Genomic DNA, 25,518 nt, shown 5'->3' with positions numbered 1-25,518 from the left:
CAGCCGTCGGTTCGCCAGCCTCCCGCAACGTGACCGACGTGGATCGACGGCACCTGACCGTGGACCAGATGGCTCGGCCAGCGTGTCACCGTCGAGAGGTGATCTACCGATCCTCTGCTGGGTCTGCCAGGCGACCGATGTCCGATGTCCGATGTCCGGTTTGGGACTTTCCTGCCCTTTCCGTGATTTCCTGTTGTGATCGAACATACGTTCGCCTACGCTTCAGGGCATGCCCTCCCCGTCCACCCTCCGTGCCGACTCCCTGCGGGTGGCGCGCCTGCTGGACCCCTCGACGATGACCGGCGACCAGGCCGCCGCAGTGGTCGCCGACCTGGCCATCGCCGAGAAGGCCTGTGCCACCGGGCGCATGTTCGCGGCCGTGCGCGTCGCCGAGACCGACGCGTGGCGCGGCCGGGGCCACCAGTCCGCGGCCGACTGGCTCGCGGCCGAGACCCGGATCTCGGTGCGAGACGCCCACGCCCAGCTCGGCACCGCCCGCCGCGCCCGCAACCTGCCCAAGACCAAGAAGGCCATGGACCACGGCGAGCTCTCCCCCGACCAAGCCGCCGCCGTCACCGACGGCGCCACCGCCGACCCGGGCGTGGAGGACGACCTGCTCGACGCCGCCGCCAACGACACCCACGCGGCGCTGCGCGACAAGGCCGCCAAAGCCAAGGCCGCCGCCACCGACACCGCCGAGCGCGAACGCCAGATCCGCCGCAACCGCACCCGACGCCTCCGCCTCGGCGGCGACGGCACCGGCACCCTGTGGATCTCGGGCCCCGCCGTCGATCTGGCCAAGCTCCACGCCATCTTGCGCCCCTTCGAAGAACGCCGCTTCCGCACCGGACGCACCGCCGGGACGCGACACCTACGACAACCGCCAGTACGACGCCTTCTTCGCCATGCTCAGCCACCACACCGGCACCACCTTCAGCACCACCACCGCAGACGACGCGTCCGTCCAGCCCACCCCACCAGCGCCGGCTGCTCCGGCGCCTCCGGCCCGGCCGAGCGCCGCACCCGCCACTACGCCCGTTCCCGCCTCGGGACCGGCCAGCCCTCCAGAACCAGCCCCTCCCTCTCCGCCCACCCCAGCCGCCAAGGTGCCCGGTGGGAACAACGTCAAGGTCATCGTCAACATCGACCACACCGCCCTCGCCCGCGGCCACACGATCGCCGGCGAGACCTGCCACGTGGCCGGCGTCGGCCCCATCCCCGTCACCGCCGCCAAAGCGCTCATGCGCGACGCCTTCCTCGCCGCCGTCATCACCAAGGACGAGACGTCGTCAACGTCGCCCACCTCGGCCGCCACCTCAACGCCCACCAACGCACCGCCATCGAAGCCATGGGCCTGCACTGCACCAACATCGCCTGCAACCGCACCATCGCCCTCGAGATCGACCACCGCCACCCCTACGCGCAGGACCCCATCACCAAGCTCGACAACCAAGAGCCCCACTGCCCCGAATGCCACCGCAACAAGACCCACCACGGCTGGCACCTCGAAGCCGGCACCGGACGCCGACGCTTCCTCCCACCCGGCCACCCCGACAACCCCCTCACCCCCAAACCCCCGGCGCCCGACCCAACGCGGCCCACCGACCGCCCGTGGCTCGCCGGACGCGATCTCACCGACCCCCACCTCGAGCTCACCGACGCCCAGGCCGACACCATCGAACGACGCCTCCGCCGACGAGTCGGCCTCGACCAACCCGACCCGGTGCTGATGTCCCCGAACCGTGGCGGGCGCTGACGTCGGGCGACCTCGGCCTCGGCGGGTCAGCCGGCGGGCTTGAGGTGGCGGTCGAAGAACTCGAGGATCAGCTCGGCGTGCGGCACCCGGTGCTTGGGGCTGCCGCTGCGGGAGAGCTCGTGGTTCTCGCCGGGGAACCGGTGGTACTCCACGGCGTGGCCGGTCATGTGCAGCGCGATCCAGAGCTGGTCGGCCTGCTCGATCGGGCAGCGGATGTCGTCCTCGCTGTGGATGATGAGCAGCGGCGTGGCGATCGCATCGACGTAGGTGATCGGCGACATGCGGAGGTACTCCTCGGGTGCCTCCAGGTGCGACAGGCCGAGCTGCCAGCGGAAGAGGCCGGCGGCATCCGACGACCACTCGCACGTGAGCAGGTTGTTGACCGCCCGCTCGGAGCAGGCGGCGGCGAACCGGTCGGTGTGGCCGATGAGCCACGAGGTGAGGTACCCGCCGTAGCTCCCACCGAGGACGCCGACCCGGTCGGCGTCGAGGAACCCGTAGGTGGCGAGCGCGTGGTCGAGCACGGCCAGCACGTCGTCGGCGTCCTGACCGCCCCACCCGCTGCCCGGCTCCTGCGGCGAGCGCGGCGAGCGGATCGACCGGCCGAACGCCTCCTCCCGGCCGCTGGAGCCGTGGGGGTTGGTGAACAGCACGCAGTAGCCCGCCGTGGCCCACAGCTGGAACTCGTCGAACCAGCGCTCGCCGTACTGGGTGAACGGGCCGCCGTGGATGCTGAGCAGCACCGGGTGCGAGACCGAGGGGTCGAGGTCGGCCGGCGTCACCAGCCAGGCGTCGAGGTCGCCGCCCGACGGCGACGCCACCGTGAACCGCGCCGTGGGGTGGGCTGGGCGACGGCGGTGGAACCCGTCGGTGAGGGTGGTGAGCTGCCGCTCGGTGCCGTCGTCGGCCAGGGCGTGCAGCTCGGACAGGCGGTCGGTGGTGGTGCTGGTGAACGCGGTGGCCCCGCCGGCCAGGTCGAACCCGCCGATGGTCCGGCGTGCCCCACCGATCACCTCCACGGGGGCTGCGGACCCGTCGGCGGGCACTCGGAACAGCTTCACGGCGCCGCGGTCCTCGGCGTTGAAGACCAGGTGCTCGTCGTCCCACACCGGTGGCCGGGCGCCCGGGTACGGGGCGTGGCTGCGGTCGAGAGCCGCGGCGGGGAACGTGACCGAGCCGTCGTCGAGGTGCAGCACGGTCACCTTGTAGTTCGAGACGCTCACCTCGAGCTCCTCGGTGAGCCCGACGATGCGCGAGCCGTCGGGCGACCAGGCCAGCCCGGTCCACCCCATGGGCCCGCCCCGGAGCAGCTCGGGCTCGGCGGCGTCGTCCGGGATGCCGTGGCCCACCTCGATCACGTGCGGCGCGGTGCGCAGGTCGAGGTCCCAGTCGGGCTCGCTGCTGGCGGTGAAGGCCAGGCGCGTGCTGTCGGGGGACCAGGTGGGGCTGCCGTGGTCGCCCGGGTTGTCGCCGCCGGACACGGCCACGGCCGGACCCGATCCGTCGGCGGGCACCACCCAGATGCGGGTGGGCCGGTCGGTGATGAAGCCCTCGCCGTTGAGGCGGTTGAGCAGGTGGGTGATCTTGCGGGCGGGGCGGGCGGCATCGTCCTTGCCGGCCTCGAAGCGCGGGCCGCGCCGGTGGCACGAGAAGGCGATGCGGGTCCCATCGGGCGACCACTCCAGTTCGCCGAGCCCCTCGGGCTGGCTGGTGAGGGTGATCACCTCGCCTGGCCCGTCGACCGGCAGCACGTGGAGGGTGGACCGCTTCTCGTCGCCGTCCTTCTCCCGGCTGCTCGTGAACGCGAGCAGGGTGCCGTCGGGCGACCAGCACGGGTTGCCGTCGCCCTCGATGCCGGCCGACAGCTGGCGCGCCGGCTTCGACCCGTCGGTGGGCACCACCCAGACCGACGATCGGTAGCGGTTGGCATCGAGGTCGGTGCGCTGCACCACGAACGCAGCGAGCGATCCGTCGGGCGAGAGCTTCGGTTGGCCGAGGTCGAGGAGGCGGCCGATGTCGTCGGGGAGCATGGTCGGACGGTACCCAAGGCGGGTGACGCCCGTCCGGGGCGTTTCCACCCGGAGCCCGGCCGGCGCTCACCGGCGGTGCTTGTCAGGTGGCCACGGCGCCGCGAGCATCGGCGCATGAACGACGCTGCGTCCCGTCCCGTCGGCCCGACCGACCTCTACCACGTCGGCATCGTGACCCCCGACCTCGAGGCGGGCATGGTCCGGTTCTCGCAGCTGCTCGGCATCCGCTGGGGGCCGGTGTTCGAGGTGGACACGGACGTGCGCACGGCCGACGGCGAGGTGCGCACCGTGACCATGCGGCTGTCGTACTCGATCGACCAGCCCCACCTGGAGCTGGTCCAGGAGATCGAGGGCACCCCCTGGGTCTGCAACCCGTACTCCAACCTCCACCACCTCGGCTTCTGGACCGGCGCCCTCGAGGGCCGCTCCGCCGGGCTCTCGAGCTCCGTGTGCCCGCTCGAGGTGTGCGGGGCCGGCGACGCCACCGGACCCCGCTCCTTCGCCTACCACCGAGACCCGCTCGGGGTGCGCGTCGAGCTCGTCGACGACGCCATCCGTGGTGGGATGGAGTCGCTCTGGTCCGGGCTGGCCGCCGACGGCTGACCCGACCCGACCCGACCGACCGACCCGACCGACCCGACCGACCCGACCGACCCGACCGACCCGACCGACCCGACCCGACCCGACCGACCCGACCCGACCGACCCGACCCGACCGACCCGACCCGACCGACCCGACCCGACCGACCCGACCCGACCGACCCGACCCGACCGACCGACTGCGGCCCGGCCGAGCCCTGCGCAGGTCGTTTCGCTCGGCCGTGGCCGGCGCTCAGGTGTAGGTGGTGATGGCCTCGGTGGCCGCGGCGCGGTAGCTCGCACCGAACTTGATGGCGTGGATCACGAGCGGGGCGATCTGGTGGAGGGCCACCCGGTCCGCCCAGCCGTCGGCGAGCGGCCACGCCTCGTCGTAGGCGACGAAGCAGGCCCGGCCGAACCCGCCGAACAGGCGCATCATGGCCAGGTCGAACTCGCGGTGGCCGCCGTGCGCCGCCGGGTCGATCAGCCAGCTCGTCCCGGCGCGATCGACGATGCGGTTCCCCGCCCAGAGGTCGCCGTGGAGGCGGGCAGGCGGCTCGACCGGTCCGCCCACCTCCACCAGGCGGTCCGCATCGAGCCGCTCGAGCGCGTCGATGGCGACCGGTGCCAGCGCCCGTTCGTCGCGGGCCAGGCGAGCGAGCGGCGCCAGGCGCTGGCCGGCGTAGAACTCCGCCCAGCTCGGGGCCGGATCGTTGGGCAGGCCCCGGCTGCCGGTGGTGCGGCCGTCGGTGCGCCCGAAGACCGCCGGCTCGGCGCGGTGGAGCTCGGCCAGGGCCCGGCCGAGCTCCTCGTCGGTGGTGGTGGCCGCCGGCCCCTCGTCGATCCAGTCGAGCACGAGGTGCGCAGGGTGGCCGGCATCGCCGTCCGATGCGGCCCGCACGCCGGGCACGGCCACCGCGCCCGGCTCGGCCAGCCACGCCAGGTTCACGGCCTCGGTGGTGAAGAAGCCGGGCGGCGGCGCCGGGTGCGTCTTGGCGAACACGGTGCGGCCCGAAGCCAGGTCGATCCGGAACGCGGAGGCCGTGTCGCCGCCCGACACCGGGGTGACGTGCCGGACCTGGTCGCCAAGGGCCTCGGCCACGGTCTCGGCCAGCGATCGCATCCCACCGAACCTACGGCCCCTCCGCCCTCACCTCCCCGGAAGCCCCGACCCCGCGGACCTTCGGGTGCGAGCGGGCGTCAGGCGCCCTGATCCCGACGAGGTTCGCAGGGGGTGGGGGATGGGGTGGTGCGGGTCAGGCCACTTCGGCGGCGGCACCGGCGAACTGGGCGTTGTAGAGCGCGTGGTACGCCCCGCCCGCGGCGAGGAGCTCCTCGTGGTTGCCCTGCTCGACGATGCGGCCGGCGTCCATCACCAAGATGGTGTCGGCGTCGCGGATGGTCGACAGCCGGTGGGCGATCACGAAGCTGGTGCGGTTGGACCGCAGCGCCGCCATCGCCTGCTGGATGAGCACCTCGGTGCGGGTGTCGACCGAGCTGGTGGCCTCGTCGAGGATCAGGATCGTGGGGTTGGCGAGGAAGGCGCGGGCGATGGTGAGGAGCTGCTTCTCGCCGGCGCTCACGCTGCCGCCCTCGTCGTCGACGATGGTGTCGTACCCGTCGGGCAGCGAGTGCACGAACCGGTCGACGTAGGTGGCCTTGGCCGCTTCGCGGATCTGTTCCTCGGTGGCGTCGAGGTTGCCGTAGGCGATGTTCTCGCGGATGGTGCCGCCGAACATCCAGGTGTCCTGGAGGACCATGCCGATGTTGGAGCGCAGCTCGTGGCGGCGCATGTGGGAGATGTCGAGCCCGTCGAGGCGGATGGCGCCGTCGTCGAGCTCGTAGAAGCGCATGATCAGGTTCACCAGGGTGGTCTTGCCGGCGCCGGTGGGCCCGACGATGGCCACGGTCTCGCCCGGCTCGGCGACGAGCGACAGGTCCTTGATGAGCTCGGTGCCGGGCAGGTAGCTGAACGACACGTGGTCGAACTCGACGCGGCCCTCGGGGCGCTCGTCGATGAGCGGGTGCTCGTCGTCGGCCATCTGGTCGGGGCCGTCGAGCAGCTCGAAGACCCGCTCGGCCGAGGCGATGCCCGACTGGAACACGTTGGCCATCGAGGCCAGCTGCGTGAGCGGCTGGGTGAACTGGCGCGAGTACTGGATGAAGGCCTGCATGTCGCCGATGCTCAGCTGGCCGGTGGAGATCTTCACGCCGCCGACCACCGCGATGGCCACGTAGTTCAGGTTGCCGAGGAACATCATCGCCGGCTGGATGATCCCGGAGATGAACTGGGCGCCGAAGCTGGCCTCGTAGAGCTCCTCGTTCTTCTCGTTGAAGCGGTCCTCCACGTCTTGGGTCCGCCCGAACACCTTGACGAGCGCGTGGCCGGTGAAGGCCTCCTCGACCTGCGCGTTGAGCGCCCCGGTGTGGGTCCACTGGGCGATGAAGCGCTTCTTCGAGCGGCTGGCGATGGTGCGCAGCGTGAGCAGCGACGCCGGGATGGTGAGCACGGCGATGCTGGCGAGCAGCGGCGAGATCGTGAACATCATGATGACGACGCCGAAGATGGTGAGCACCGAGGTGAGCATCTGGCTGAGGGTCTGCTGGAGGCTCTGGGCCACGTTGTCAATGTCGTTGGTGACCCGGCTCAGCAGGTCGCCGTGGGGCTGGCTGTCGACGTAGCCGAGGGGCAGCTCGTGGAGCTTGTCCTCGACGTCGGACCGCAGCTTGAACATCGTCTTCTGGACGACGCCGGCCAGCAGCCGGGCCTGCAGGTACGCCATGGTGGCGGACACCACGTAGAGCACGGCCACGCCGAGCAGCGTCTGGTGCAGCTCGTGGAAGTCGATGCCCTTCCCGCTGATCACGCCCTCGACGACGATGTTGGTGGCGTGGCCCAGGATCTTGGGACCGAGCACCGAGAGCGTGACGCTGCCGATGGCGAGGAGCAGCACGGCGACGAGGCCGTTGCGCTCGGGCCGGAGCAGGCCGAGGAGCCGCCGGGTGGAGTTCTTGAAGTCCTTGGACTTCTCGGCCGGCATGCCGGCGCCGCCGAAGCGCCCGGCCGCCTGTCGGGCCTGCGAGGCGGTCTTGCGGATCGACTCGAGCGAGTTCTCGGCCGGGACCTCGGTCTCGGCCTGGGCGATGGCGTCGCGGGCCAGGAGCTCGGCCGCCGCCTCGGCCTCGGCGGCGGGATCGACGCCGTCGATCGGGGTGCCGTCGGGGTGGGCGCCGTCGGCACCGTTGGAGCTGGAGCCGTTGGGGGTCGAGCCGTTCGTGGAGTCGCTCATGCTGCCTCCTCCTCGGTCATCTGGGAGGCGACGATCTCCTGGTAGGTCGGACACGATTCGAGGAGCTCCTGGTGGGTGCCGAGCCCCACCTGCTCCCCGTCCTCCAGGACCAGGATCTGGTCGGCCCGGGAGATGGTGGACACCCGCTGGGCCACCACGATCATCACGGCGTCACGGGTGACCGGCTCGAGCGTGGCGCGTAGCCGGGCGTCGGTCGCCAGGTCGAGCGCCGAGAACGAGTCGTCGAAGAGGAAGATGCTCGGCTTGCGGGTGAGCGCCCGGGCGATGGCCAGGCGCTGGCGCTGGCCGCCCGAGACGTTGGAGCCGCCCTGCTCGATGGTCGAGCCCAGGCCGTTGGGCATGTCGCTCACGAAGCCCTTGGCCTGGGCGATCTCGAGGGCGGTCCACAGATCGTCGTCGGTGGCCTGGGGGTCGGCGTAGCGCAGGTTGCTGGCCACCGTGCCGGAGAACAGGTAGGGCTTCTGCGGCACGAGGCCCACCTGGGCCCACAGGACCTCAGGATCGATGTCGTGCACGTTGGTGCCGGCGACGAGGACCTCGCCGGAGGTGGCGTCGAACATCCGCGGGACCAGGTTGAGCAGCGTGGTCTTGCCCGATCCGGTGCTGCCGATGATGGCGGTGGTGGTGCCGGCCTCGGCCCGGAACGAGATGTCGCACAGCACCGGCGACTCGGCCCCCGGGTAGGCGAAGCTGACGTTGCGCAGCTCGAGCGAGGCCGCAGTGGGGAGCGAGGTGACCGGGGCCTCGGGATCGACCACGGTGGACGGGGTGCCCAGCACCTCCTCGATGCGGTCGGCGCACACCGAGGCGCGCGGGGCGAAGACGGCCACGAACGTGGCCATCATCACCGACATCAGGATCTGCACCAGGTAGGTGAGGAAGGCGATGAGCGAGCCGATCTGCATCTCCCCCGACGAGATGCGGTTGGCGCCGAACCAGATGGCCGCGATGCTCGACGCGTTCAGGATGAACATGACCGAGGGGAACATGAACGCCATGAGCTGGCCGGCCCGCAGCGAGGTGGCGGTGAGGTCGTCGTTGCCGGCGCTGAACCGGGCCTTCTCGTGGGGCTCGTGGACGAACGCCCGCACGACGCGGAGGCCGGTGATCTGCTCGCGGAGGATCTCGTTGACCCGGTCGATGCGGACCTGCATCACGCCGTAGGTGGGCACGAGCCGCCAGATGACCGAGCCGACGCTGAGGAGGAGCGCCGGCACGCTGACCAGGAGCAGCAGCGAGAGCGGACCGTCCTCGTGGACCGCCATGATCACGCCGCCGACGATGGTGATGGGCGTGGCCACCAGCAGCGTGCAGGACATCAGGACCAGCATCTGCACCTGGGTCACGTCGTTGGTGATGCGGGTGATGAGCGACGGGGCACCGAAGCTCGACACCTCTTGGGTGGAGAAGCCGGTCACCTGGTGGAACAGCCCGGACCGCACGTCGCGGCCGAAGCCCATGGCGGCCTTCGAGCCGTAGTAGACGGCGATGACGGCGAACACCACCTGCACCAGGGTGACCAGGAGCATGAGGGCGCCGACCCTGTAGATGTAGTGCGTGTTCCCGGTGAGGACGCCGTGGTCGATGATGTCGGCGTTGAGCGACGGGAGCGTGAGGGCCGTGGCGGTGGCGACGATCTGCAGGCCGACCACGGCGGCGAGCAGCTTGCGGTACCGCTTCAGGTAGGTGACGAGGAGGTGGATCAACATGTCGGTTCCATCGGGTGGGAGCGGGAGGGGAGGGGCGGGTTGGAGCTGCGGGCGGTGCGGGTCATGGCGGTGGAGCGGCGGGCCGGGCGCGGACGCCGTCGAGCACGAGGGCGACGATCTCCTCCGACGCCATGGGCTCGGTGTCGATCATCAGCGGGTGGGTGCCCACGATGGTGAGGGCCCGGAGCACGTAGGCGGCGGCCTGCGGATCGCGGTCGATCTCGCTGGGGTCGGGCTCGAACACCTTGCCCAGCACCCGCAGCTCGGGCGGCCGGGGCTTGTTGACCGGGCGGTTGGCGCCCGTGGGCGTGGCCCCGGCGGCGGCCATGACCTGGAAGACGCTCGCGGTGCGGCGGCGCAGGATCTCGACCGCTTCGTAGAGGCGCTGCTCGAGCGGGAGGGTGAGGTCGATCTCGCGGAGCGTGGCCTCGGTGGGGGCGGGATCGATGGCGGCCTCGACGACGGCGTCGATCAGGGCCTGCTTGTCCTCGAAGACCCGGAAGATGGTGCCCTCGGCGATGCCGGCGGCTTCGGCGATCTGGCGGGTGGTCATGGCGGCGCCGTGCTCCATGAGCAGCGGCAGGGTGGTGGCGATGATCTCGGCCCGGCGCTCCGACGGGGGCAGGGCGGCCGCCCGGACGCGCTTCTCCGTGGGGAGGAGGGCGGCATCGTCGGAGGTCATGGCGACCCACCCTAGACTGAGTGCGCACTCACTCACTCATCCAAACCGGCAGAAGTGCCACATGTCTCACTGCGGCCGGTGGCCGGTCCCGACCACGCCCAGGGCGCGCCCGGCCGGGAACTCCGGCACCATGGAACGGTGACCTGGACCGCTCCCGCCGCCCCGCCGTCACCCGACGGCCCGTTCGTCGGGACCGACCGGCCCATCCTCGAGGCCTTCATCGCCTGGCAGCGCTCGGAGCTGCTCGGCATGTGCGCTGGCCTGACCGGCGACCAGCTGGTCATCGCCGCCGTGCCGCCCTCCAACCTCACGCTGCTCGGGCTGGTCCGCCACCTGGCCAAGGTCGAGCGGATCTGGTTCCGGGAGCGCGCGGCGGGGCAGGCGATCGGCCGCCTGTTCGACCCCGAGCTCGGCCCCGACCACGACTTCGAGGGCCTCGACCCCGCCGAAGCCGAGGCCGACTTCGCCCGCTACGCCCAGGAGTGCCGGCTCGGCGACGAGGCCGTGGCGGGTCTGCCGTTCGACCACGAGCTCCAGGTGCACGGAGAGACGTGGTCGCTGCGCATGGTCTACGTGCACCTCGTCGCCGAGTACCCCGCCACAACGGCCACGCCGACCTGCTACGCGAGCGGATCGACGCGGGGATCACCGGGTAGGGCCGTGGCGGAGCGGTACACGGTCATCGAGGCGCCGTCGGTCCTGGGCCTGTTCCCCGGCGGCGTCGAGCGCCTGCCCGAGGTGCTCCTCGACCTCGGCCTGGCCGACCGGCTCGGTGCCCGCCGCCACGGCGTGGCGCTGCCTCCCCCGTACGACCCACAGCTCGACCCCACCACCGGCGTGCTCAACGCGGCCGCCATCGCCGCCTACGCGGTCGACCTGGCCGACGCGGTCGGGTCCGTGCTCGATGGGGGCGAGGTGCCCGTGGTGCTCGGCGGCGACTGCTCCATCCTGCTGGGGACCCAGCTCGCCCTGCGCCGCCGCGGCCGCTTCGGCCTGCTCTTCCTCGACGGCCACGCCGACTTCTACCAGCCGGCCGCCGAGCCGGAGGGCCAGGCGGCGTCGATGGACCTGGCCCTCGCCACCGGCCACGGCCCCGAGCTCCTCACCGGCATCGAGGGCCACGCTCCGCTGGTGCGCGAGGCCGACGTGGCCCACCTCGGGCGCCGGGACGGGGAGGAGGCCGACGAAGCGGGGAGCCGGCGCATCGAGGAGTTGGCCATCACGATGGTCGACCTCGACGCGGTGCGCGCCGACGGGATCGGGCGGCGCTCGCCCGGGCGCTCACCCCCGTCACCTCCGATGCGCTCGCCGGGTTCTGGCTCCACCTCGACTGCGACGTGCTCGACGACGAGCTGGTGCCCGCGGTCGACTACCGCCTGCCCGGTGGGCTCCGATGGGACGAGCTCGAGGCGGTGCTGCGGGCCACGGTCGGCTCCGGGCGCCTGGTGGGCGTCGAGGTCACCATCCTCAACCCGTCCCTCGACCCCGGTGACGCCATCGCCCAGCGGCTGGTCGACGCACTCGTGGCCGGCCTGGCTCCGGGCTGACCGCTCACTTCGGCGGCTCTGGGCCGTCCCACCTCCGGGAGCGCCATCGCGGCGCCCGAAGGGAACGACGATGACCGCAACCGTGGTGCGCTACCAGGCCAAGCCCGATCGGGCCGACGAGAACCAGGAGCTCATCGAAGCCGTGTTCGCCGATCTCGGGGCCCGCCGGCCCGTCGGCTTCACCTATCAGGTCTTCCGGCTGGAGGACGGCGTCTCGTTCGTGCACGTCGTGGTCGAAGACGACGGCGTGGAGCACCCCGATGCCCTGACCGACGTCCCGGCGTTCCAGGCGTTCGTGCACGACATCGGCGATCGGTGCGACGTGCCGCCGCAGGTGGCGGGCGCCACCCTGGTCGGCGGCTACCGCTGACCCGCTCGGGGTCGAGCCCTCAGGGGACCGATCGCCGTGGCCGACGCTGAGGGGCGCCCCGGTCGATCGGCCTCCCCCCTGAGCTCAACCGGTCAAGGCCGTGGCACCGCTGACGACCGGCTCGGCCGGGGGCGCCTCCACGTGGGCGCCTTCGACCTGGGGCTCGGTCGTCGCCGTGGTGCTCGTCCCCTTGGCCGCCGTGGTGGTCGACTCGTCGGGGACGGTGGTGGACGCGATCACCTGCGGGCACGTCACCGTGAGGTCGCTGTAGCGGGGCTTCAGGTCGAGCACCTGGTAGCCGTCGCTGCTCTGGTCGGGGACCTTGGCGTGGATGCGCAGCGACGCGGGGTAGGACCCCTCGGCCAGCGGGCCCGAGGCCTCCCAGCCGGTGGCGCCGTCGGCGGTCTGGCCGACGAAGGCGAAGTCGGGCGCGGTGCCGTCGTTGCCGCTGAGGCCGTCGACGATCTTCCCGCCGCCACCGACCCGGACGTAGTCCTCCTCGGGGTCGAGCGTCTGCAGGATCACGCCGTCCGATGCCGCCACGTAGACGTACAGCACCTTGGCGTCGCAGTCGTAGCGCAGCGAGGCCGTGGCCAGCGCCGTGTACGGCGGATGGTTCGAGTACAGGCTGCCGAAGATATCGCCGCCGCTCCACTCGCCGGGCGAGCCGTCCACCGTCGCCGTGCCGTAGGTCGGCTCCGGTGGGTTGGACGCCCCCGCCGGCAGCAGCGGCTGCCAGATCGTGGCGGCTCCGACCGCCGCCACACCGAGGGCGATGCGTGCCCGCCGCTTCCGCCGGCTCCCGCTTGTTCGCACACCACTCATGTCACCCATCCCTCCGACGCCCGGGGGTTCCCGGGCTGAACCTGGACAGACCGCCCCTGCGGACGGAACCCTCTGAGTGTCCACATGGGCGATCTCGCCACCTACGCCAAGAAGGGTGAGCCCACGTACCCCTGCTTGACGAGCGCCGTCACGGCGCCGTCGGGGCTCGGGACCACCCCTCGGGCGGGTGGTGCGGGGCCGGGCGTGGGCCGCCCACGACGCCGGGCAGCACCCGGCGGGACGGGGTCAGTGCGCTGGTGAGGGCTGGGATCCGCCGGGGAGCTCGTCGAGGCGGGCGGCGTCGTCGACGGCCACGGTCTGGTCGTCGGCGCTGTCGGCGAACACCGGCGGCACCCCGGCGATGCCGAGCTCGGCCGTGTCCTCCATCGCCTCCACGGGCCCGTGCATCGACGCTTCGTCGGGCAGCTCCCGGGGCAGGAACCGGTACACGGTGGCGGCGGCGATGAGCGCCAGGATCGAGCCGACCGTCACGGCGAAGTGGATGCCGTCGACGAACGCCGTCTGGCTGCCGACCGTGAGCACCTTGCCCGCCGCGCTTGGGAGCTCGGTGGCGGCGTGGAGGGCATCGGCCAGCGTGGTGCGGGCCGCTTCTTGCACCGATGGCGAGAAGTGCGTGGTGAGGCGGTCCATCTTGTGGGCGTACTGCGAGCTGGCCACGCTGCCCATCACCGCGATGCCGAGCGCCGCGCCCAGCTCCCGGGTGGCGTCGTTCATCGCCGAGCCGGCGCCGGCCCGGTTGGCCGGGACGGCCGACATGATCGCTGCGGTCATCGGTGACATGGCCAAGGCGATGCCGCTGACCAGCGGGATGAACGACACGAGCAGGTACCAGTAGGGCGTGGTGAGGCCGAGGTTGCGGAGCATGATCAGCCCGAGCGCCACGCAGCACATGCCGAACGAGACGGTGCGGTGGGCGCCGAAGCGCTTGCCCAGCCGTGGCGTGAGCGGCGCCACGATGATCATGATCGGGGCCATCGGCAGGAGGCGCACGGCCGTCTCGAGCGGGCTGTAGTCGAGGACGAGCTGGAAGTACTGGCTGACCAGGAACATGACGCCGTACATCGACATGAAGACGAGGATCATGCCGCCGGTGCCGGTGCTGAACGCCGGGATCTTGAAGTACCGGATGTCGAGCATCGGGTCGTCCTTGTGGAGCTCCCAGAAGACGAACAGCGTGAGCACGACGACGCCGACCGCGAACGGATGAGCGTCTCGGCGCTGAGCCACCCGTGATCGGGCGCCTCGATGAGGCCGTAGACGATCGCCACGATGCCGACGATCGACAGCAGGGCCCCGACCGGGTCGAGCGGGTTGCGCTCGGGGTCCTTGGTCCGCGGGATCAGCAGGCCGCCGGTGATCAGCGCCAGGAGGAGGATCGGGACGTTGACCAAGAAGACCGAGCCGAACCAGAAGTGCCCGAGCATCCAACCGCTGGCGACGGGCCCGATGGCTCCGGCGGCGCCGGTGACGCTGGCCCAGATGGCGATGGCCTTGGTGCGCTCGGCGGGGGAGAAGACGTTGACCAGGATCGACAGCGTCGACGGCATGATCACCGTGGCGCCGACGCCCATGCACGCCCGGCAGGCGATCAGCTGCTCCATCGAGGTGGCCTTCGATGCGGCGACGCACGCCATCAGGTAGACGACGAGCCCGAGCTGCAGGGCGCCCTTGCGGCCGTAGCGGTCGCCCGCTGCACCCGTGGTGAACAGGAGGCCGGCGAAGACCAGGGAGTAGATCGCGATGACCCACTGGAGCTGGGAGTTGGTGGCCGCCAGGTCCTTCGACAGCGTGGGGATGGCCACGTTGAGGCTCGAGTTGCCGATGAAGACGATGAGCAGGCTGAGGCACAGCACGGCCAGGGTCCACCACCGCTTCGCGTAGACCGAAGGCTGGTCGTACAGCGGGATGGCCGCCAGGGGGTCATGCTCTTGGACGTGTGCCACCAGTTCGCTCCTCGCCGCGGTGCCGCCCGCAGCCTCGATCCTCGAAGAAGTAAGGTAGCCTGACCACATGGCGATGCACCAGCGTCCACCCGATCTGGGGACCTCCGGGACCGAGACATCGGTCACGCCCCGGTCCGGCGACGAGGAGCTCCCGCTCCTGATGATCCGGGCCGTGAAGGCGATGGTCGCCGATGTGGCCGCCCGCAAGGCCGAGGACGAGGCGGTGTCGGCATCGGGCTTCACCGCCGTGCACGGCATCGCCGCCCGCTACATCGAGGGTCACGCCGACATCACCATCGTCGAGCTGGCGGCGCACCTGCGGGTCACCAAGCAGTCGGCCTCGGAGATCGTCGGGGCGCTCGACCGCGAGGGCTACGTCGCCCGCCGGCCCCACCCCGCCGACGGGCGGGCGCGGGTCGTCGAGCTCACCGACAAGGGCGCCGTCGGCCTGGCCCGGTCGCGCCGGCTGTGGGCCGAGGTCATGGCCGACTTCGAGGCGCTCGTCGGCCCGGGCGACCTCGACGTGGTCGCCCCCCGGCTCGAGGCGTACCTCGATGCGCACCCCGCGGCTCCCTGACCTCGACAGGGCGCCGGACCGGGCCGGGTGACGCCTGCGGGCAGGACCCGGGCGAGGATGGATGCCTTGTTCCTGCCTCCGAACCGCCGTGCGCCACGCCCGCGGAGGGGTTCGGGAGGCTCGGACCGGTCGGTGCGGTCGCGCTGGTGGCGGTCTCGGCCCTCGCCACGGCCTGCGGATCGTCGAAGCCGCCCGAGCCCGTGGCGGTGTCCGTGGTCCAGGACCACCACCGCGCCGCGATCCGGCTGACCCCGGGCAAGACCATCGGCGACGCCTTGGAGCAGGCCAAGGTCACGCCCCAGGAGGGGCAGGTCCTGGCCGCGGTCACCCACAAGCCGGTTGAGCCCAACGGCCACGCTCCGGTGCTGCGCTGGAATGGGCGCACGGTCGCCGCCAGCCACCGCATCGACAAGGCCGGCAAGCTCGAGGTGATCCCCGGTCGCGACACGCCCGAAGCCACCGAGGTGGGCGAGCGCCCGCTGGCGCCCGAGGGCCTGCCCAACGCCCTGCAGTACGTGCAGTACGCCGGTGTGCCCGGCGTCGAGAAGGTCACCGTCGGCGTGAAGAGCGGCGAAGTGGTCACCCGCACCACCATCACCCCACGGTCCCCGCCCACCGCGCCACCGGGAAGGTGGTCGCCCTCACCTTCGACGACGGCCCGAACGCCACCTACACCCCACAGATCCTCGCCATCTTGAAGGCCAAGGGCGTGACGGCCACGTTCTGCGAGGTGGGCTCCGAGGTGCAGCGCCGCCCCGCGCTGTCGAAGAAGATCCTCAAGGCGGGCCACCAGCTGTGCAACCACACGCTGCACCACGTCGAAGGGCTCGAGGACGAGCCCCACGCCACCATCGACGCCGAGATCGGCGGTGGCGCCAAGGCCATCGACGACGCCACCGGGACGCCGCCGCGCTACTACCGCCCGCCGGGCGGATCGCTCGGCCCGCCGATCTACGACGCCGCGGCCGACCAGGGCGAGGCCGTCCTCTACTGGAGCATCGACCCCACAACTGGAAGAAGCCCCCGCCCGAGGAGATCGTCTCCAGCGTCCTCAACCAGCTGGTGCCGGGCGGGATCATCCTCCTGCACGACGGCGGCGGGAACCGAGACAACACCATCCAGGCGCTCCCGACGATCATCGACTACGTCGAGGCGCTCGGGTACACGTTCACCCCGCCCATCACCACCCGGCACCAGGTGGGCTGAGCCACCGGGCCTCGTCAGCGGACGCGCCCGGGATCAGGAGCCGGAGCGCTCGATCAGCGCCAGCATGTCGGCGGTGAGCTCGCTGCACATCGACAGCGGGAGGTCGTGGCCCATGCCGTGGTGACCGATGAACGTCGCGCCGGGGATGGCCTTCGCCAGGGCGAGGCCGCCGGTGGCCGACACCAGCGGATCGCTCAGGCCGTGCACCACGGTGGTGGGCACACGGAGGCGGCGCAGCGCTTCGGTGCGGTTGGGCTGGGCCATGATCGCCGCCAGCTGCCGCATGCGACCGCTGCCGTCGTGGTTGCGGTCCCAGGCGATGCCCGACAGCTCCCGGATCTGGTCGTCGTGGGTGCCACCCGGCGACCCGATGAGCTTGTTGACCGAGACCGACTCCTCGATGGCTTCGGCCCGACCGCCCGGCTCGGCCGCCGCGGCCATCATCTTGATCACCGCGGGCGTGGGCCGACCCACACGGCGCGAGCCGGTGGACGTCATCGACAGCGACAGGGTCAGCACCCGCTCGGGAGCGCGGATGGCCATGGTCTGGCTGATGAAGCCGCCCATCGAGGTGCCGGCCAGGTGGAAGCGGTCGATGCCGAGGTGGTCGACGAGCGCCAGCGCATCGCTGGCCATGTCGTTCACCTGGTACGCCGTGTTGCGCTTCAGGAGGATGTCGGCGATCGACGGCACGGGCGCATCGATGAACGTCGACAGCCCCACGTCTCGGTTGTCGAAGCGGATGACGAAGTGGCCGGCCCCGGCCAGCGCGGTGCACATCGCCTCGGGCCACGCCAGCATCTGGGTGCCGAGGCCCATCACCAGCAGGATCGCCGGATCGGACGGATCGCCGAAGGTCTCGTAGGCCAGCTCGAGCCCGTTGGCCGGCGCCACCTGCACCGTGGGCCACTCGGCGAACCGGGGCCGGGTGTCCTGCTCGACCGCTGCATCAGCCATGGGATCGTCTCGCTCTCGTCGTGGGTGCGCCACGACGGTAGGAGCCAGGACCGAGGGGCCACAACGCCGCGATCGATTGACAGCCGATCGGGTCGGCCGCAGGCTGGGTCGATGGACCTGCGGGAGAAGCTCCGCCGCGAGATCGAAGCGGTCGGCGGCCGCCACGACGAGCTCGACGTCTACGGCGGCGAGCCGGGCGACCCCGGCCTGGCCGGTGGGCCCGGGAGCATGTCCTGGGAGATCAACGGCGACCTGGCGAGCGTGAGCGCCGCGGGCATGGCCGCCATCATCATGGAGGTGCTCCACCCGTCGGTCATGGCCGGCGTGTTCCAGCAGTCGGGCTACGAGACCGAGCCGCTCAAGCGGGCCCAGAACACGCTCGGCTACGTGCTGCGCACCACGTTCGGCAGCACGCCGGCGGCCACCACGGTGATCGATCACGTCAAGGGCGTGCACCGCCACATCCACGGCGAGCGCCCCGACGGGGTTCCGTACCGGGCGCTCGACCCGGCCTTGATCGCCTGGGTCCACACGTGCATCCCGTGGGCGATCATGGAGGCCTACCACCGGTACCGCCGCCCGCTCAGCATCGCCGAGCGAGACCGCTACCTCGGCGAGCAGGCCCGGATCGGCCGCATGGGCGGAGCCGACCGGGTGCCCGAGACCATGGCCGAGCTCACCGACTACGTCGAGGAGATGCGACCGCTCATGGCGATGAACGAGCAGACGCGCCGCTTCACCGACTTCCTGGCCGGCGACAGCGACGGCGAGTTCGGCATCGGCCCGCGAAGCGGCTGGAGAACCGGATCGGCCTGGCCGCCGCCATGTCGCTCATGCCGGCGTGGGCCCGCCACCTGTCCGGCACGTACCAGCCCGCCGCGGTCCGGCGGCTCGTGCTCGACCCGAGCGCCCGGCTCCAGTTCCGGCTCATCACCTGGGCCTACCCCGAGCTGCCGTGCCACGAGCTCGCGGTCGCCCGGGCGAGCGCCACCCTGGTCACCGCCGCCTGACGCGGGGCGCCCGCGCTGCGCATCGGGGCGACGACCGCGTCCCGGCGTCGGTCAGCGACGGCGGGACTTGGCCCGTACATGGCGTGGTCGGCGCGGCGCAGGACGTCGTGGCAGGTGTCCTCGTCGACCGCGACCGACAGGCCGACGCTGCACGTGATCCCCAGCCCGTCGCTGCGGGTGACCGCGGTGACCGCGCCCTGGAGCTGGTTGCCGAGCTGCTCGTAGCTGTGGGCCTGCGGGTCGGTGATGATCACGAACTCGTCGCCGCCGAGGCGGGCGAGGTGGGCGGTGTCGCCCACGGCGGCGCGCAGCGACTGGGCCACGGCGGCGAGCAGCTGGTCGCCGCGCTCGTGACCCCACGTGTCGTTCACCGCCTTGAACCCGTCGAGGTCGATGTAGGCGACCATCGTCGGCTCGCCCCGGTCCAGGCGGCACTGCAGCAGGCGGTGCAGCAGGGCGCGGTTGAGCAGCCCGGTGAGCGGATCGTGGTTGGCCCGCTCCTCGAGGTCCCGATGGACCGCATCGCGCTCGGTCACGTCCTCGATGGTCACCACGATCGAGCTGATCTCGTCGCCGCCCTCCGATGTGAAGCTGCACTCGACCACCTCCATCACGTTGGCGCTCAGCCGGACGGTGCAGCGCTCGTGGCCGGGGGTGGCGGTGAGGCGCCGGAGGATGTCGTCGATGTGGTGGCGATCGTCCGGCACCACCGAGGGGCGCAGGCCGACGTGCTTGATCGACTCGTGGTCACGGCCGAGCATCGTGCACGCCGTGTCGTTGGCGAAGACGGCGTGGCCGCGGCCGTCGAGCAGGAGCACGCCGAGCGGCAGCAGCTCGGCGAGCGTCTCGATCGCCGAGGTGCGCTCGATGCCGGTAATGTCCTCGGTAATGTCGTGGGGGAGCTCGCGGGTCCGCACCACCATCCCGGCGATCACCGGATCGTCAAACTGGTTGATGGCGGTGATCTCGTAGCGGCCCCAGATGCCGTCGCCGTTGCGCTGGCGCACGATCTTGGAGCCGCGCCAGCCGTGCTCCGTCGAGAACGCCTGGATCCCGAGGTCCATGATCAAGATGGCGTCGTCGGGGTGCATGTCCTCGAGGGTGTGGATGCCGATCCCGAGGCCTCGCCCGATCAGGCCTCCCGGGGGCGCCAGGTTGGCCTTGATGGTCCAGTCGTGGTCCAGGACCATGAGCGACTCGGCGAGGAAGGGCCGGAGCCGTTCGAGCAGGGCCGCATCGACCCCGGTCTCGTCCACCGGTGCGCACCCGTCGACGGGCGTGGGATCGTCGCCTTCGCCTCGGATCGCTCGGTCTGCGGGGATCGCCGCGCCTCCAACCTCGTCCTGCACGCCGTCCCATCGGCCGGTCAGGGTCGGTTACCGAGCGATCGATCGGTATCTGATGCGAACGACCCATGGGCGGCGTGACGCCTGACTCACCCTGGGCCGGGCGAGCCCGCTCGCCCGACCGCTGCGGGCGGTCATCCCCGGTCATCCCCGGTCATACGGGGCTCAGGTGGCGGGGCGCCAGACGGTGTGGCCGGCGGGGAGGCCGCCGCGGGGCTGGGTCAAGGTGAGCAGCAGCCGGTCGATGCGGAGCTCGACGAGCACCTGGGTGTCGAAGTCGGGCCACGGCTCGGCCATCTCCCGTTCGGCGAAGAACCGGTCGGCCAGGGCGGTTCGAAGGGCCGGGTCGTCGGGCTCCACGACGGTGCCGGTGAGGTAGATGGCGTCGTCCTGGTTCGGCGGGCCGACGGTCTCGCCGTGCAGCACGTAGCGGCCGTCCCGTCGCAGGTCGGCCAGCTTCGGTCCGTCGACGATGAACACGTACAGCTCGCCGTCGATCAGCGGGCAGATCGGGTGGACCCGCGGGCCGCCGTCGGGGCGGATCGTGGCGAGGAACCCCAGCCCGATGCCGACCTCGTAGAACAGGGCTCTCGCCTCGGCGGCGAGGTCGGGCCGGGCCGCCGCCAGCCCGCTCCACGAGACCTCGGGCACGGAGGGCGTCGAGCTCGTCATCGGGCCACCCTGCCACGGTGGATCGGCCTCCGCTCCGGCCGACCCGGCGGCCGCCGCATCAGAGCGCGATGAGCTCGACGCGCACGTCCAACCCGGCGGCGATCGCTTCATGTCCTCGGGGTCGCTCGTCACGATGGCATCGCCGCGGGCGATGGCCCCGAACACGAGGCTGCGACGCATGGGGCTCGTTCGCGCCGGCGCGGGATCGTCTCGCGCCGCCGACGCACGGCGCTGGTTCCGAGCTAGGCCACCGTGGAGGGGGCGGGGTCGGGATCGGCGAGGCAGGGGTCGCCGCAGGCCATCTGGGGCGAGGGTGGACCACGGGCTTGGTCTTGGCGGCCTGGCGGATCATGGCGAACGACACGGCCACGCCGATGCCGCAGAGGATCGCGGCGAGGTGCATCGCGGTGGCGAAGCCGTCGGCGAGGGCGGTCTCGATGGAGTCGCCGAGCGCGATGCCGGCCAGCGCGGGCAGCACCGCCACGGCGAGCAGCCCCGCCAGGCGGGAGACCGCGTTGTTGACGCCCGACGCCACGCCGGTGAGGTCGGGGCCCACGCTGCCGAGCACGGTCGCCGTGAGCGGGGCCACCGTGAGGGCCATGCCCAGGCCGAACGTGACGACCGCGGGGAGGACGCTGGTGGCGTAGTGGTCGCCGGGCGAGATCCGGCTGAACAGGAGCATCCCGGCCGCAGCCAGCAAGGGCCCCACCGTCATCGGGAGGCGCGGGCCGATGCGGGAGCTGAGCTGGCCCGCCTTCGGCGACAGCCAGAGCATCAGGAGCGTGAAGGGGAAGAACGACACGCCGGCCTCGAGCGCCGAGTAGCCGAGCGAGATCTGCAGCCGCAGCGTGACGAGGAAGAACGCGGCGCTCAGCGCGGCGTAGACGGCGAACGTGGTGAGGTTGGCGCCGCTGAACTGCCGCGAGCGGAACACGCCCAGCGGGAGCATCGGGTGGGAGCTGCGGTGCTCGACGATCAGGAACGCGATCAGCGCCACCACGCCGATGGCCACGGCGTAGGGCTGGAAGGCGCTGTCCTGCTCGATGGCGGCGAACGAGATGGTCCCGAGCGACACCGTGATGAGTGCGGCACCCAGGAAGTCGATCGGCATCCGCACCGGCGAACGGGTCTCGGGCACGTGGCGCACCCCAATGGTGATGGCCACCGCAGCGAGCGGCACGTTGATGAAGAAGATCAGCCGCCAGGAGAAGGCGTCGATGAGCCAGCCGCCCAGGAACGGGCCCAACGAGCTGGTCACGCCGGCCATGCCCGACCAGGCGCCGATCGCTCTCGCCCGGTCTTCGGGGTGGAACGCAGCCCCCAGGATCGACAGGCTGCCCGGGACGAGCAGGGCCCCGCCCACGCCCTGGAGCGCTCGGGCGGCCACGAGGAAGCCGGTCGTCGGCGCCAGGCCGCACAGCATCGACGCGGCCGTGAACCAGATCAGCCCGATGACGAACACCCGGCGCCGCCCCAGCTGGTCGCCCAGGCTGCCACCGAGCAGCAGCAGCGACGAGAGCGTGACCATGTAGGCGTTGACCGTCCACTGCATCCCGGCGAGCGAGGTCCCGAGGTCGTTGCCGATGGCCGGCAGCGCCACGTTGACCACGGTGCCGTCGAGGAACACGATCCCCGAGCCGAGGACCATCGTGGCGATGACCCACGTGGCCTGCCGGGTGCCGTAGCGCAGCTGCGGACCGGCAGACGGGTTCGCTACCCCCGTACCCCCGTCGGCGTCCACCGCTCGAAGGGTACCGGCGCCCCGCTCGCCCACGCCCGGGCCCTCGCCCTCGGCGGGGGTTCAGCTCCCGTAGGCGGCGCGGCGGACCAGCTCATCGAGGAGGGCGGCGTCGGTCGTGCCCGCCTCCTCGCGGGTGACCCAGTCGAGGGTCTCCTCGGCGGTGGGCGCCCGATCGAGCAGATCGAGGTAGGCGACGGCGGCATCGGTGTTGTGGGCTTGCCGGCGCCGGTACTCGCTCGACTCGGAGAAGCCGAGCACGACCTGGGCGCGGACCTCGCCCGGGTGTCGAGCTGCTTCGCCCAGTACGTCACGCCCCCGGGGTCTGCGGGCCGGCCGAGCACGTCGGCGTAGATGTGCTGGACGAACGACCGGTTCGGCAGGGACCCGTAGGTGTGCTCGAACTCGCTCGAACCGGCGAACTGGGCCCGAGCTGGCTGAGCGACCACTGGCGTGCCGGTGGCACGGCGCGGCGCCGGCCGATCCAGTACTGCAGCCCGTTCGCGTCCGGCGGCCGCCCGAGGAACGCCCGGTACAGGCGCACGACGGGGTCGACGTTGGCGACGTTCTCGGCCGAGCGGCGCAGCGTGTCGTCGAGGTCGCCGGGCGTCTTGTGGCCGTCACCGAGGTCGGTGACCCAGGTCGCGAGCTCGGTCTTCGTGGGTGGGCGGTCGAGGATGGCTCGGTGGTGCAGCACGACGAGGTCGGACCACGACCCGAACCCCGGGTGCGGGTCGGGCTGGCTGGCGGGCAGCCAGGGGCCGGCCCACTTCAGGGCCCCGTGGAGGTCGGGGGACATGGTGTCGACGACGAGCAGCGCCCTGAACGTCGGGCCGGTCCAGTCGATCGCGTAGACGTTGTCGTTGATGGCGAAGTCGCCGTTCGGGAGGGTGCCGTCGACCTCCACCATCGCCCGGTCGAACGCCTCGCCACCGATGCGGTGGAGGCGGCCGTCGGCGAGCAGCCAGTACCGGCCGTTCGAGGCGATCAGCAGGCCCCGGCCCGGTGCCCACGAGACCTTCGACGGGAAGGGGACGTTCGTGGTCGTGGCCGGCAGGTCCTGGCCGGCCTCGAAGGTCGAGCCGCCGTCGCCGGCGACCGTCTCGATGTTCCCGCCGACGGTGAACCTGCGGACCCGGTGGTCGTTCGTGTCGGCGATGTACACCGCCCCTGTGTCGTCGATCGCCAGGCCCTGAGGAACGTTGAGGGTGGCGGCGGTGGCCGGGCCGCCATCTCCGCCGTAGGAGCCGTCCCCCGGAGGACCGGTCCCGGCGGCTCCGGCGACGAGCTCGAGGTTCCCGCCCACGGTGAAGCGGTAGATCTTCGTGTGCAACTCCTCGAGGAAGAAGACCGAGCCGTCGACGGGGCTGATCGCCAGGTCGGTGATGTTCCAGATGGGGGCGCCGAGCGCCGGTATCGGCCCGACGGGGGGCGGACCGTCGGGCACTCCGCCCCCGGCGACGGTCTCGATCTGCCCGTCGTGGAACCGCCGCACCACCTGGACGTAGGAGTCAGGGTTGCGCTCGGACCAGTAGAGGTCGCCGTCGGGAGCCAGGGCGAGGGTCTGGAGGCCCACGACGTCGAGCTCGACGGGCGTGACCGTGGAACCGTCGGGGCTCACACGGAGCAGGTGGTTGCCGCCCCCCACGTAGGTGGTGCCGTCGGGTGCGACGACCATGTCCGAGTAGTCGCCGAGCTGCTCGGCGCTGATCACCGACTCGATGGGCGGCACCGGCGTCACCGGGGCGGCCGCGGCGGTGGGCCCGGAGCCGAGCCGGTTCACCGCGGCGACGGTGGCGGTCACCTCTACGCCGTCAGCGAGCCCGGTCACGACCGCGGACGAGGCAGGAGCGGCCACGGCGATGGTCCGGCCCGTCGGTGCCACCTGCACCTCGTACGCAACGATCGGTGCGCCGCCGTCGTGGACGGGTGGGGTCCACGTCACCGTCACACGGCCCTGGCCCGCGACGGCCGCTGGCGTCCGCGGCGCCCCCGGCACCGACACGGGCGCGACGGCGGCCACGCGGGTCGGGGTCGCGGCCGTCGGGACGGAGGGGACGAGGAGCATCGCCCCCGAGCAGGAACGCGGCCGCCGTGGGCGCTCGAAGGGTCACGACCACCCTCATCGGCCGAACGCGCTCGGTTCTGGAGCACTACCGCGGAGTTACCGACCGAAGGATGGGGATGCAGGGCGCCGGGCGGCGCGGGCGTCAGGCTGGTGCCGAGGTGGGCACGGTGGGGGCGACTCCGGTGAGCTCCACGGAGAGGTCCCACGGCCGCGCCTGCAGCCGCCGGTCCTGGGAGCGGGCGCTCGATCGCACCACGATGGGGTGGCCCTTCATCTCGGCGAGGCGGTTCGGGCCGAAGTACTGCCCGCCGCCGGCGAACGGATCGGTGGCGGCACGAAGGCTCGGGAGCACGCCAATCGATGAGCTCTGGGCCAGGAAGCCGAGGTACCGCTGCAGGACGCGGGAGCCGGGCACGTGGCGCACCAGATCGGTGTCGGAGCCACCCGGGTGGGCTGCGAGCGCCACGGTGCGTGCGCCCGCCACGGTGAGCCGCCGGTGCAGCTCGTAGGTGAAGAGGAGGTTGGCCAGCTTCGATCGGGAGTAGGCGGCGAAGCGGTTGTACGAGCCCTGGGCCCGAACGTCGTCGAGGTCGACCCGGAACGGAAGCCAGTGGCCCATGCTCGCCACCGTCACGATCCGCGAGCCCTCGACGCCGACCATCCGGTCGAGCAGCAGCCCGGTGAGGGCGAAGTGGCCGAGGTGGTTGGTGCCGAACTGGAGCTCGAAGCCGTCGGCGGTGAGGTCCCGGTCCGTGTACATCACCCCGGCGTTGTTGATGAGCAGGTCGATGCGCTCGTAGGTCTCGCTGATCCCTGCCCGGCCGCTCGGACCGAGTCGAGCGACGCCAGGTCCAGCGCCCGCAGGTCGAGCCGTGCGCCGGGGACCGTGGACTCGATGTCGGTGACGGCGCTCGCACCCCGCTCGGGGCTTCGGCAGCCCAGCACCACGGTGGCGCCCGCCGCGGCGAGCTGCCGGGCGGTCTCGAGGCCGATGCCGGAGTTGGCCCCGGTGATCACGACCACGTGCCCCGTCTGATCCGGGATGTCGACCTCGCCCCAGCTGTCGTCCGTCACCATCGCGTGTCCCCTCCGTGCCGCTGCCCACTCTGCCCGAGGCGCCAGGTGGCATCGGCATCCGTCGGCTGACGACGGCATCAGTCGAACCATCAAGG

The 25,518-nt window shown here is 71.9% G+C and carries 20 protein-coding genes and 7 pseudogenes; 11 read left to right on the top strand and 16 right to left on the bottom strand.

Going from position 1 to position 25,518, the window contains the following annotated elements:
* The first annotated feature begins 229 nt into the window (after positions 1–229).
* A complete protein-coding gene (locus ACPPVX_RS10815) occupies positions 230–1,756 on the top strand; it encodes an HNH endonuclease (protein WP_426574899.1) in 1,527 nt (508 codons plus the stop codon).
* 26 nt (positions 1,757–1,782) lie between these two features.
* On the opposite strand, the gene ACPPVX_RS10810 is transcribed toward ACPPVX_RS10815, so the two are convergent.
* Complete coding sequence (locus tag ACPPVX_RS10810) at positions 1,783–3,786, bottom strand: S9 family peptidase (RefSeq protein ID WP_426574898.1); 2,004 nt, start codon at positions 3,784–3,786, stop codon at positions 1,783–1,785.
* 114 nt (positions 3,787–3,900) lie between these two features.
* On the opposite strand from ACPPVX_RS10810, the gene ACPPVX_RS10805 reads away from it, so the two are divergent.
* The gene (locus tag ACPPVX_RS10805; RefSeq protein WP_426574897.1) at positions 3,901–4,389 is read left to right on the top strand and encodes a VOC family protein; all 489 of its coding nucleotides are present in this window, start codon (positions 3,901–3,903) and stop codon (positions 4,387–4,389) included.
* A 228-nt stretch (positions 4,390–4,617) separates the two neighbouring features.
* On the opposite strand, the gene ACPPVX_RS10800 is transcribed toward ACPPVX_RS10805, so the two are convergent.
* The 4 genes from ACPPVX_RS10800 to ACPPVX_RS10785 form a co-directional block, all read right to left on the bottom strand.
* A complete protein-coding gene (locus ACPPVX_RS10800) occupies positions 4,618–5,487 on the bottom strand; it encodes a fructosamine kinase family protein (protein WP_426574896.1) in 870 nt (289 codons plus the stop codon).
* A gap of 133 nt (positions 5,488–5,620) precedes the next feature.
* Positions 5,621–7,654, bottom strand: a complete 2,034-nt coding sequence (locus tag ACPPVX_RS10795) for an ABC transporter ATP-binding protein (RefSeq protein ID WP_426574895.1) — start codon at positions 7,652–7,654, stop codon at positions 5,621–5,623.
* Positions 7,651–9,384 carry an ABC transporter ATP-binding protein gene (locus ACPPVX_RS10790; RefSeq protein ID WP_426574894.1) on the bottom strand — a complete coding sequence of 578 codons (1,734 nt, stop codon included), beginning with the start codon at positions 9,382–9,384 and terminating at the stop codon, positions 7,651–7,653. The genes ACPPVX_RS10795 and ACPPVX_RS10790 overlap by 4 nt, the downstream gene beginning before the upstream one ends.
* Before the next feature lie 61 nt (positions 9,385–9,445).
* Positions 9,446–10,066 (bottom strand): TetR/AcrR family transcriptional regulator, encoded by a 621-nt coding sequence (locus tag ACPPVX_RS10785; RefSeq protein ID WP_426574893.1) that lies wholly within the window; start codon positions 10,064–10,066, stop codon positions 9,446–9,448.
* A 249-nt stretch (positions 10,067–10,315) separates the two neighbouring features.
* Between ACPPVX_RS10785 and ACPPVX_RS10780 the strand changes: the two are divergent.
* The 3 genes and pseudogenes from ACPPVX_RS10780 to ACPPVX_RS10770 form a co-directional block, all read left to right on the top strand.
* A pseudogene (locus tag ACPPVX_RS10780) lies at positions 10,316–10,600 on the top strand (DUF664 domain-containing protein); the annotation flags it as partial.
* A gap of 126 nt (positions 10,601–10,726) precedes the next feature.
* Positions 10,727–11,613: pseudogene (locus ACPPVX_RS10775) on the top strand (arginase family protein).
* 70 nt (positions 11,614–11,683) lie between these two features.
* Positions 11,684–11,983, top strand: coding sequence for a hypothetical protein (locus tag ACPPVX_RS10770; protein WP_426574892.1), 300 nt, complete (start codon positions 11,684–11,686; stop codon positions 11,981–11,983).
* An 84-nt stretch (positions 11,984–12,067) separates the two neighbouring features.
* Here ACPPVX_RS10770 and ACPPVX_RS10765 read toward each other — a convergent pair whose 3' ends face one another.
* The 3 genes from ACPPVX_RS10765 to ACPPVX_RS10755 all read right to left on the bottom strand — a co-directional run bounded on the left by ACPPVX_RS10765 (position 12,068) and on the right by ACPPVX_RS10755 (position 14,772).
* The gene (locus tag ACPPVX_RS10765; RefSeq protein WP_426574891.1) at positions 12,068–12,808 is read right to left on the bottom strand and encodes a hypothetical protein; all 741 of its coding nucleotides are present in this window, start codon (positions 12,806–12,808) and stop codon (positions 12,068–12,070) included.
* Positions 12,809–13,054: 246 nt separating this feature from the next.
* Positions 13,055–14,011: an MFS transporter gene (locus tag ACPPVX_RS10760; protein WP_426574890.1), complete on the bottom strand. Its 957-nt coding sequence runs from the start codon at positions 14,009–14,011 to the stop codon at positions 13,055–13,057.
* On the bottom strand, positions 13,909–14,772 hold the full coding sequence (locus ACPPVX_RS10755; protein WP_426574889.1) for an MFS transporter: 864 nt from the start codon (positions 14,770–14,772) through the stop codon (positions 13,909–13,911). Before ACPPVX_RS10755 ends, ACPPVX_RS10760 begins: the two co-directional genes overlap by 103 nt.
* A 67-nt stretch (positions 14,773–14,839) precedes the next feature.
* Here ACPPVX_RS10755 and ACPPVX_RS10750 point away from each other — a divergent pair, with 67 nt between their 5' ends.
* The 4 genes and pseudogenes from ACPPVX_RS10750 to ACPPVX_RS10735 all read left to right on the top strand — a co-directional run bounded on the left by ACPPVX_RS10750 (position 14,840) and on the right by ACPPVX_RS10735 (position 16,555).
* Positions 14,840–15,349: a MarR family winged helix-turn-helix transcriptional regulator gene (locus tag ACPPVX_RS10750; protein ID WP_426574888.1), complete on the top strand. Its 510-nt coding sequence runs from the start codon at positions 14,840–14,842 to the stop codon at positions 15,347–15,349.
* A gap of 146 nt (positions 15,350–15,495) precedes the next feature.
* Entirely contained in the window at positions 15,496–16,047 is a 552-nt protein-coding gene (locus tag ACPPVX_RS10745; protein ID WP_426574887.1) for a hypothetical protein, read from the top strand.
* Positions 15,981–16,262, top strand: a pseudogene (locus tag ACPPVX_RS10740) (polysaccharide deacetylase family protein); the annotation flags it as partial. The gene ACPPVX_RS10745 and the pseudogene ACPPVX_RS10740, both read left to right, overlap by 67 nt.
* Before the next feature lie 149 nt (positions 16,263–16,411).
* Positions 16,412–16,555, top strand: a complete 144-nt coding sequence (locus ACPPVX_RS10735; protein WP_426575075.1) for a hypothetical protein — start codon at positions 16,412–16,414, stop codon at positions 16,553–16,555.
* Between the two features lie 33 nt (positions 16,556–16,588).
* Here the strand turns inward: ACPPVX_RS10735 and ACPPVX_RS10730 are convergent, their stop codons facing one another.
* Positions 16,589–17,512 carry an alpha/beta fold hydrolase gene (locus tag ACPPVX_RS10730; RefSeq protein WP_426574886.1) on the bottom strand — a complete coding sequence of 308 codons (924 nt, stop codon included), beginning with the start codon at positions 17,510–17,512 and terminating at the stop codon, positions 16,589–16,591.
* Positions 17,513–17,623: 111 nt separating this feature from the next.
* Here ACPPVX_RS10730 and ACPPVX_RS10725 point away from each other — a divergent pair.
* Together ACPPVX_RS10725 and ACPPVX_RS10720 are read left to right on the top strand one after the other, a co-directional pair.
* Positions 17,624–18,244: pseudogene (locus ACPPVX_RS10725) on the top strand (oxygenase MpaB family protein); the annotation flags it as partial.
* 92 nt (positions 18,245–18,336) lie between these two features.
* Positions 18,337–18,522, top strand: coding sequence for a hypothetical protein (locus ACPPVX_RS10720; protein ID WP_426575074.1), 186 nt, complete (start codon positions 18,337–18,339; stop codon positions 18,520–18,522).
* Here the strand turns inward: ACPPVX_RS10720 and ACPPVX_RS10715 are convergent.
* The 7 genes and pseudogenes from ACPPVX_RS10715 to ACPPVX_RS10685 all read right to left on the bottom strand — a co-directional run bounded on the left by ACPPVX_RS10715 (position 18,453) and on the right by ACPPVX_RS10685 (position 25,423).
* Positions 18,453–19,778 (bottom strand): diguanylate cyclase domain-containing protein, encoded by a 1,326-nt coding sequence (locus ACPPVX_RS10715; protein ID WP_426574885.1) that lies wholly within the window; start codon positions 19,776–19,778, stop codon positions 18,453–18,455. The two genes, ACPPVX_RS10720 and ACPPVX_RS10715, sit on opposite strands and share 70 nt — an antisense overlap.
* A gap of 255 nt (positions 19,779–20,033) precedes the next feature.
* Positions 20,034–20,540 (bottom strand): pyridoxamine 5'-phosphate oxidase family protein, encoded by a 507-nt coding sequence (locus ACPPVX_RS10710; RefSeq protein WP_426574884.1) that lies wholly within the window; start codon positions 20,538–20,540, stop codon positions 20,034–20,036.
* 58 nt (positions 20,541–20,598) lie between these two features.
* A complete protein-coding gene (locus tag ACPPVX_RS10705; RefSeq protein WP_426574883.1) occupies positions 20,599–22,281 on the bottom strand; it encodes an MFS transporter in 1,683 nt (560 codons plus the stop codon).
* Between the two features lie 60 nt (positions 22,282–22,341).
* Positions 22,342–22,539 (bottom strand): hypothetical protein, encoded by a 198-nt coding sequence (locus ACPPVX_RS10700; protein ID WP_426575073.1) that lies wholly within the window; start codon positions 22,537–22,539, stop codon positions 22,342–22,344.
* 83 nt (positions 22,540–22,622) lie between these two features.
* Positions 22,623–22,727: pseudogene (locus ACPPVX_RS10695) on the bottom strand (hypothetical protein); the annotation flags it as partial.
* Between the two features lie 686 nt (positions 22,728–23,413).
* Positions 23,414–24,346 (bottom strand): annotated as a pseudogene (locus ACPPVX_RS10690) (fibronectin type III domain-containing protein); the annotation flags it as partial.
* A gap of 142 nt (positions 24,347–24,488) precedes the next feature.
* A pseudogene (locus tag ACPPVX_RS10685) lies at positions 24,489–25,423 on the bottom strand (oxidoreductase).
* Positions 25,424–25,518 lie beyond the last annotated feature (95 nt).

The sequence above is a fragment of the Aquihabitans sp. McL0605 genome (assembly GCF_049993875.1).
GTDB lineage: Bacteria > Actinomycetota > Acidimicrobiia > Acidimicrobiales > Iamiaceae > Aquihabitans.
This window is presented reverse-complemented; position numbering and strand designations above follow the sequence as displayed.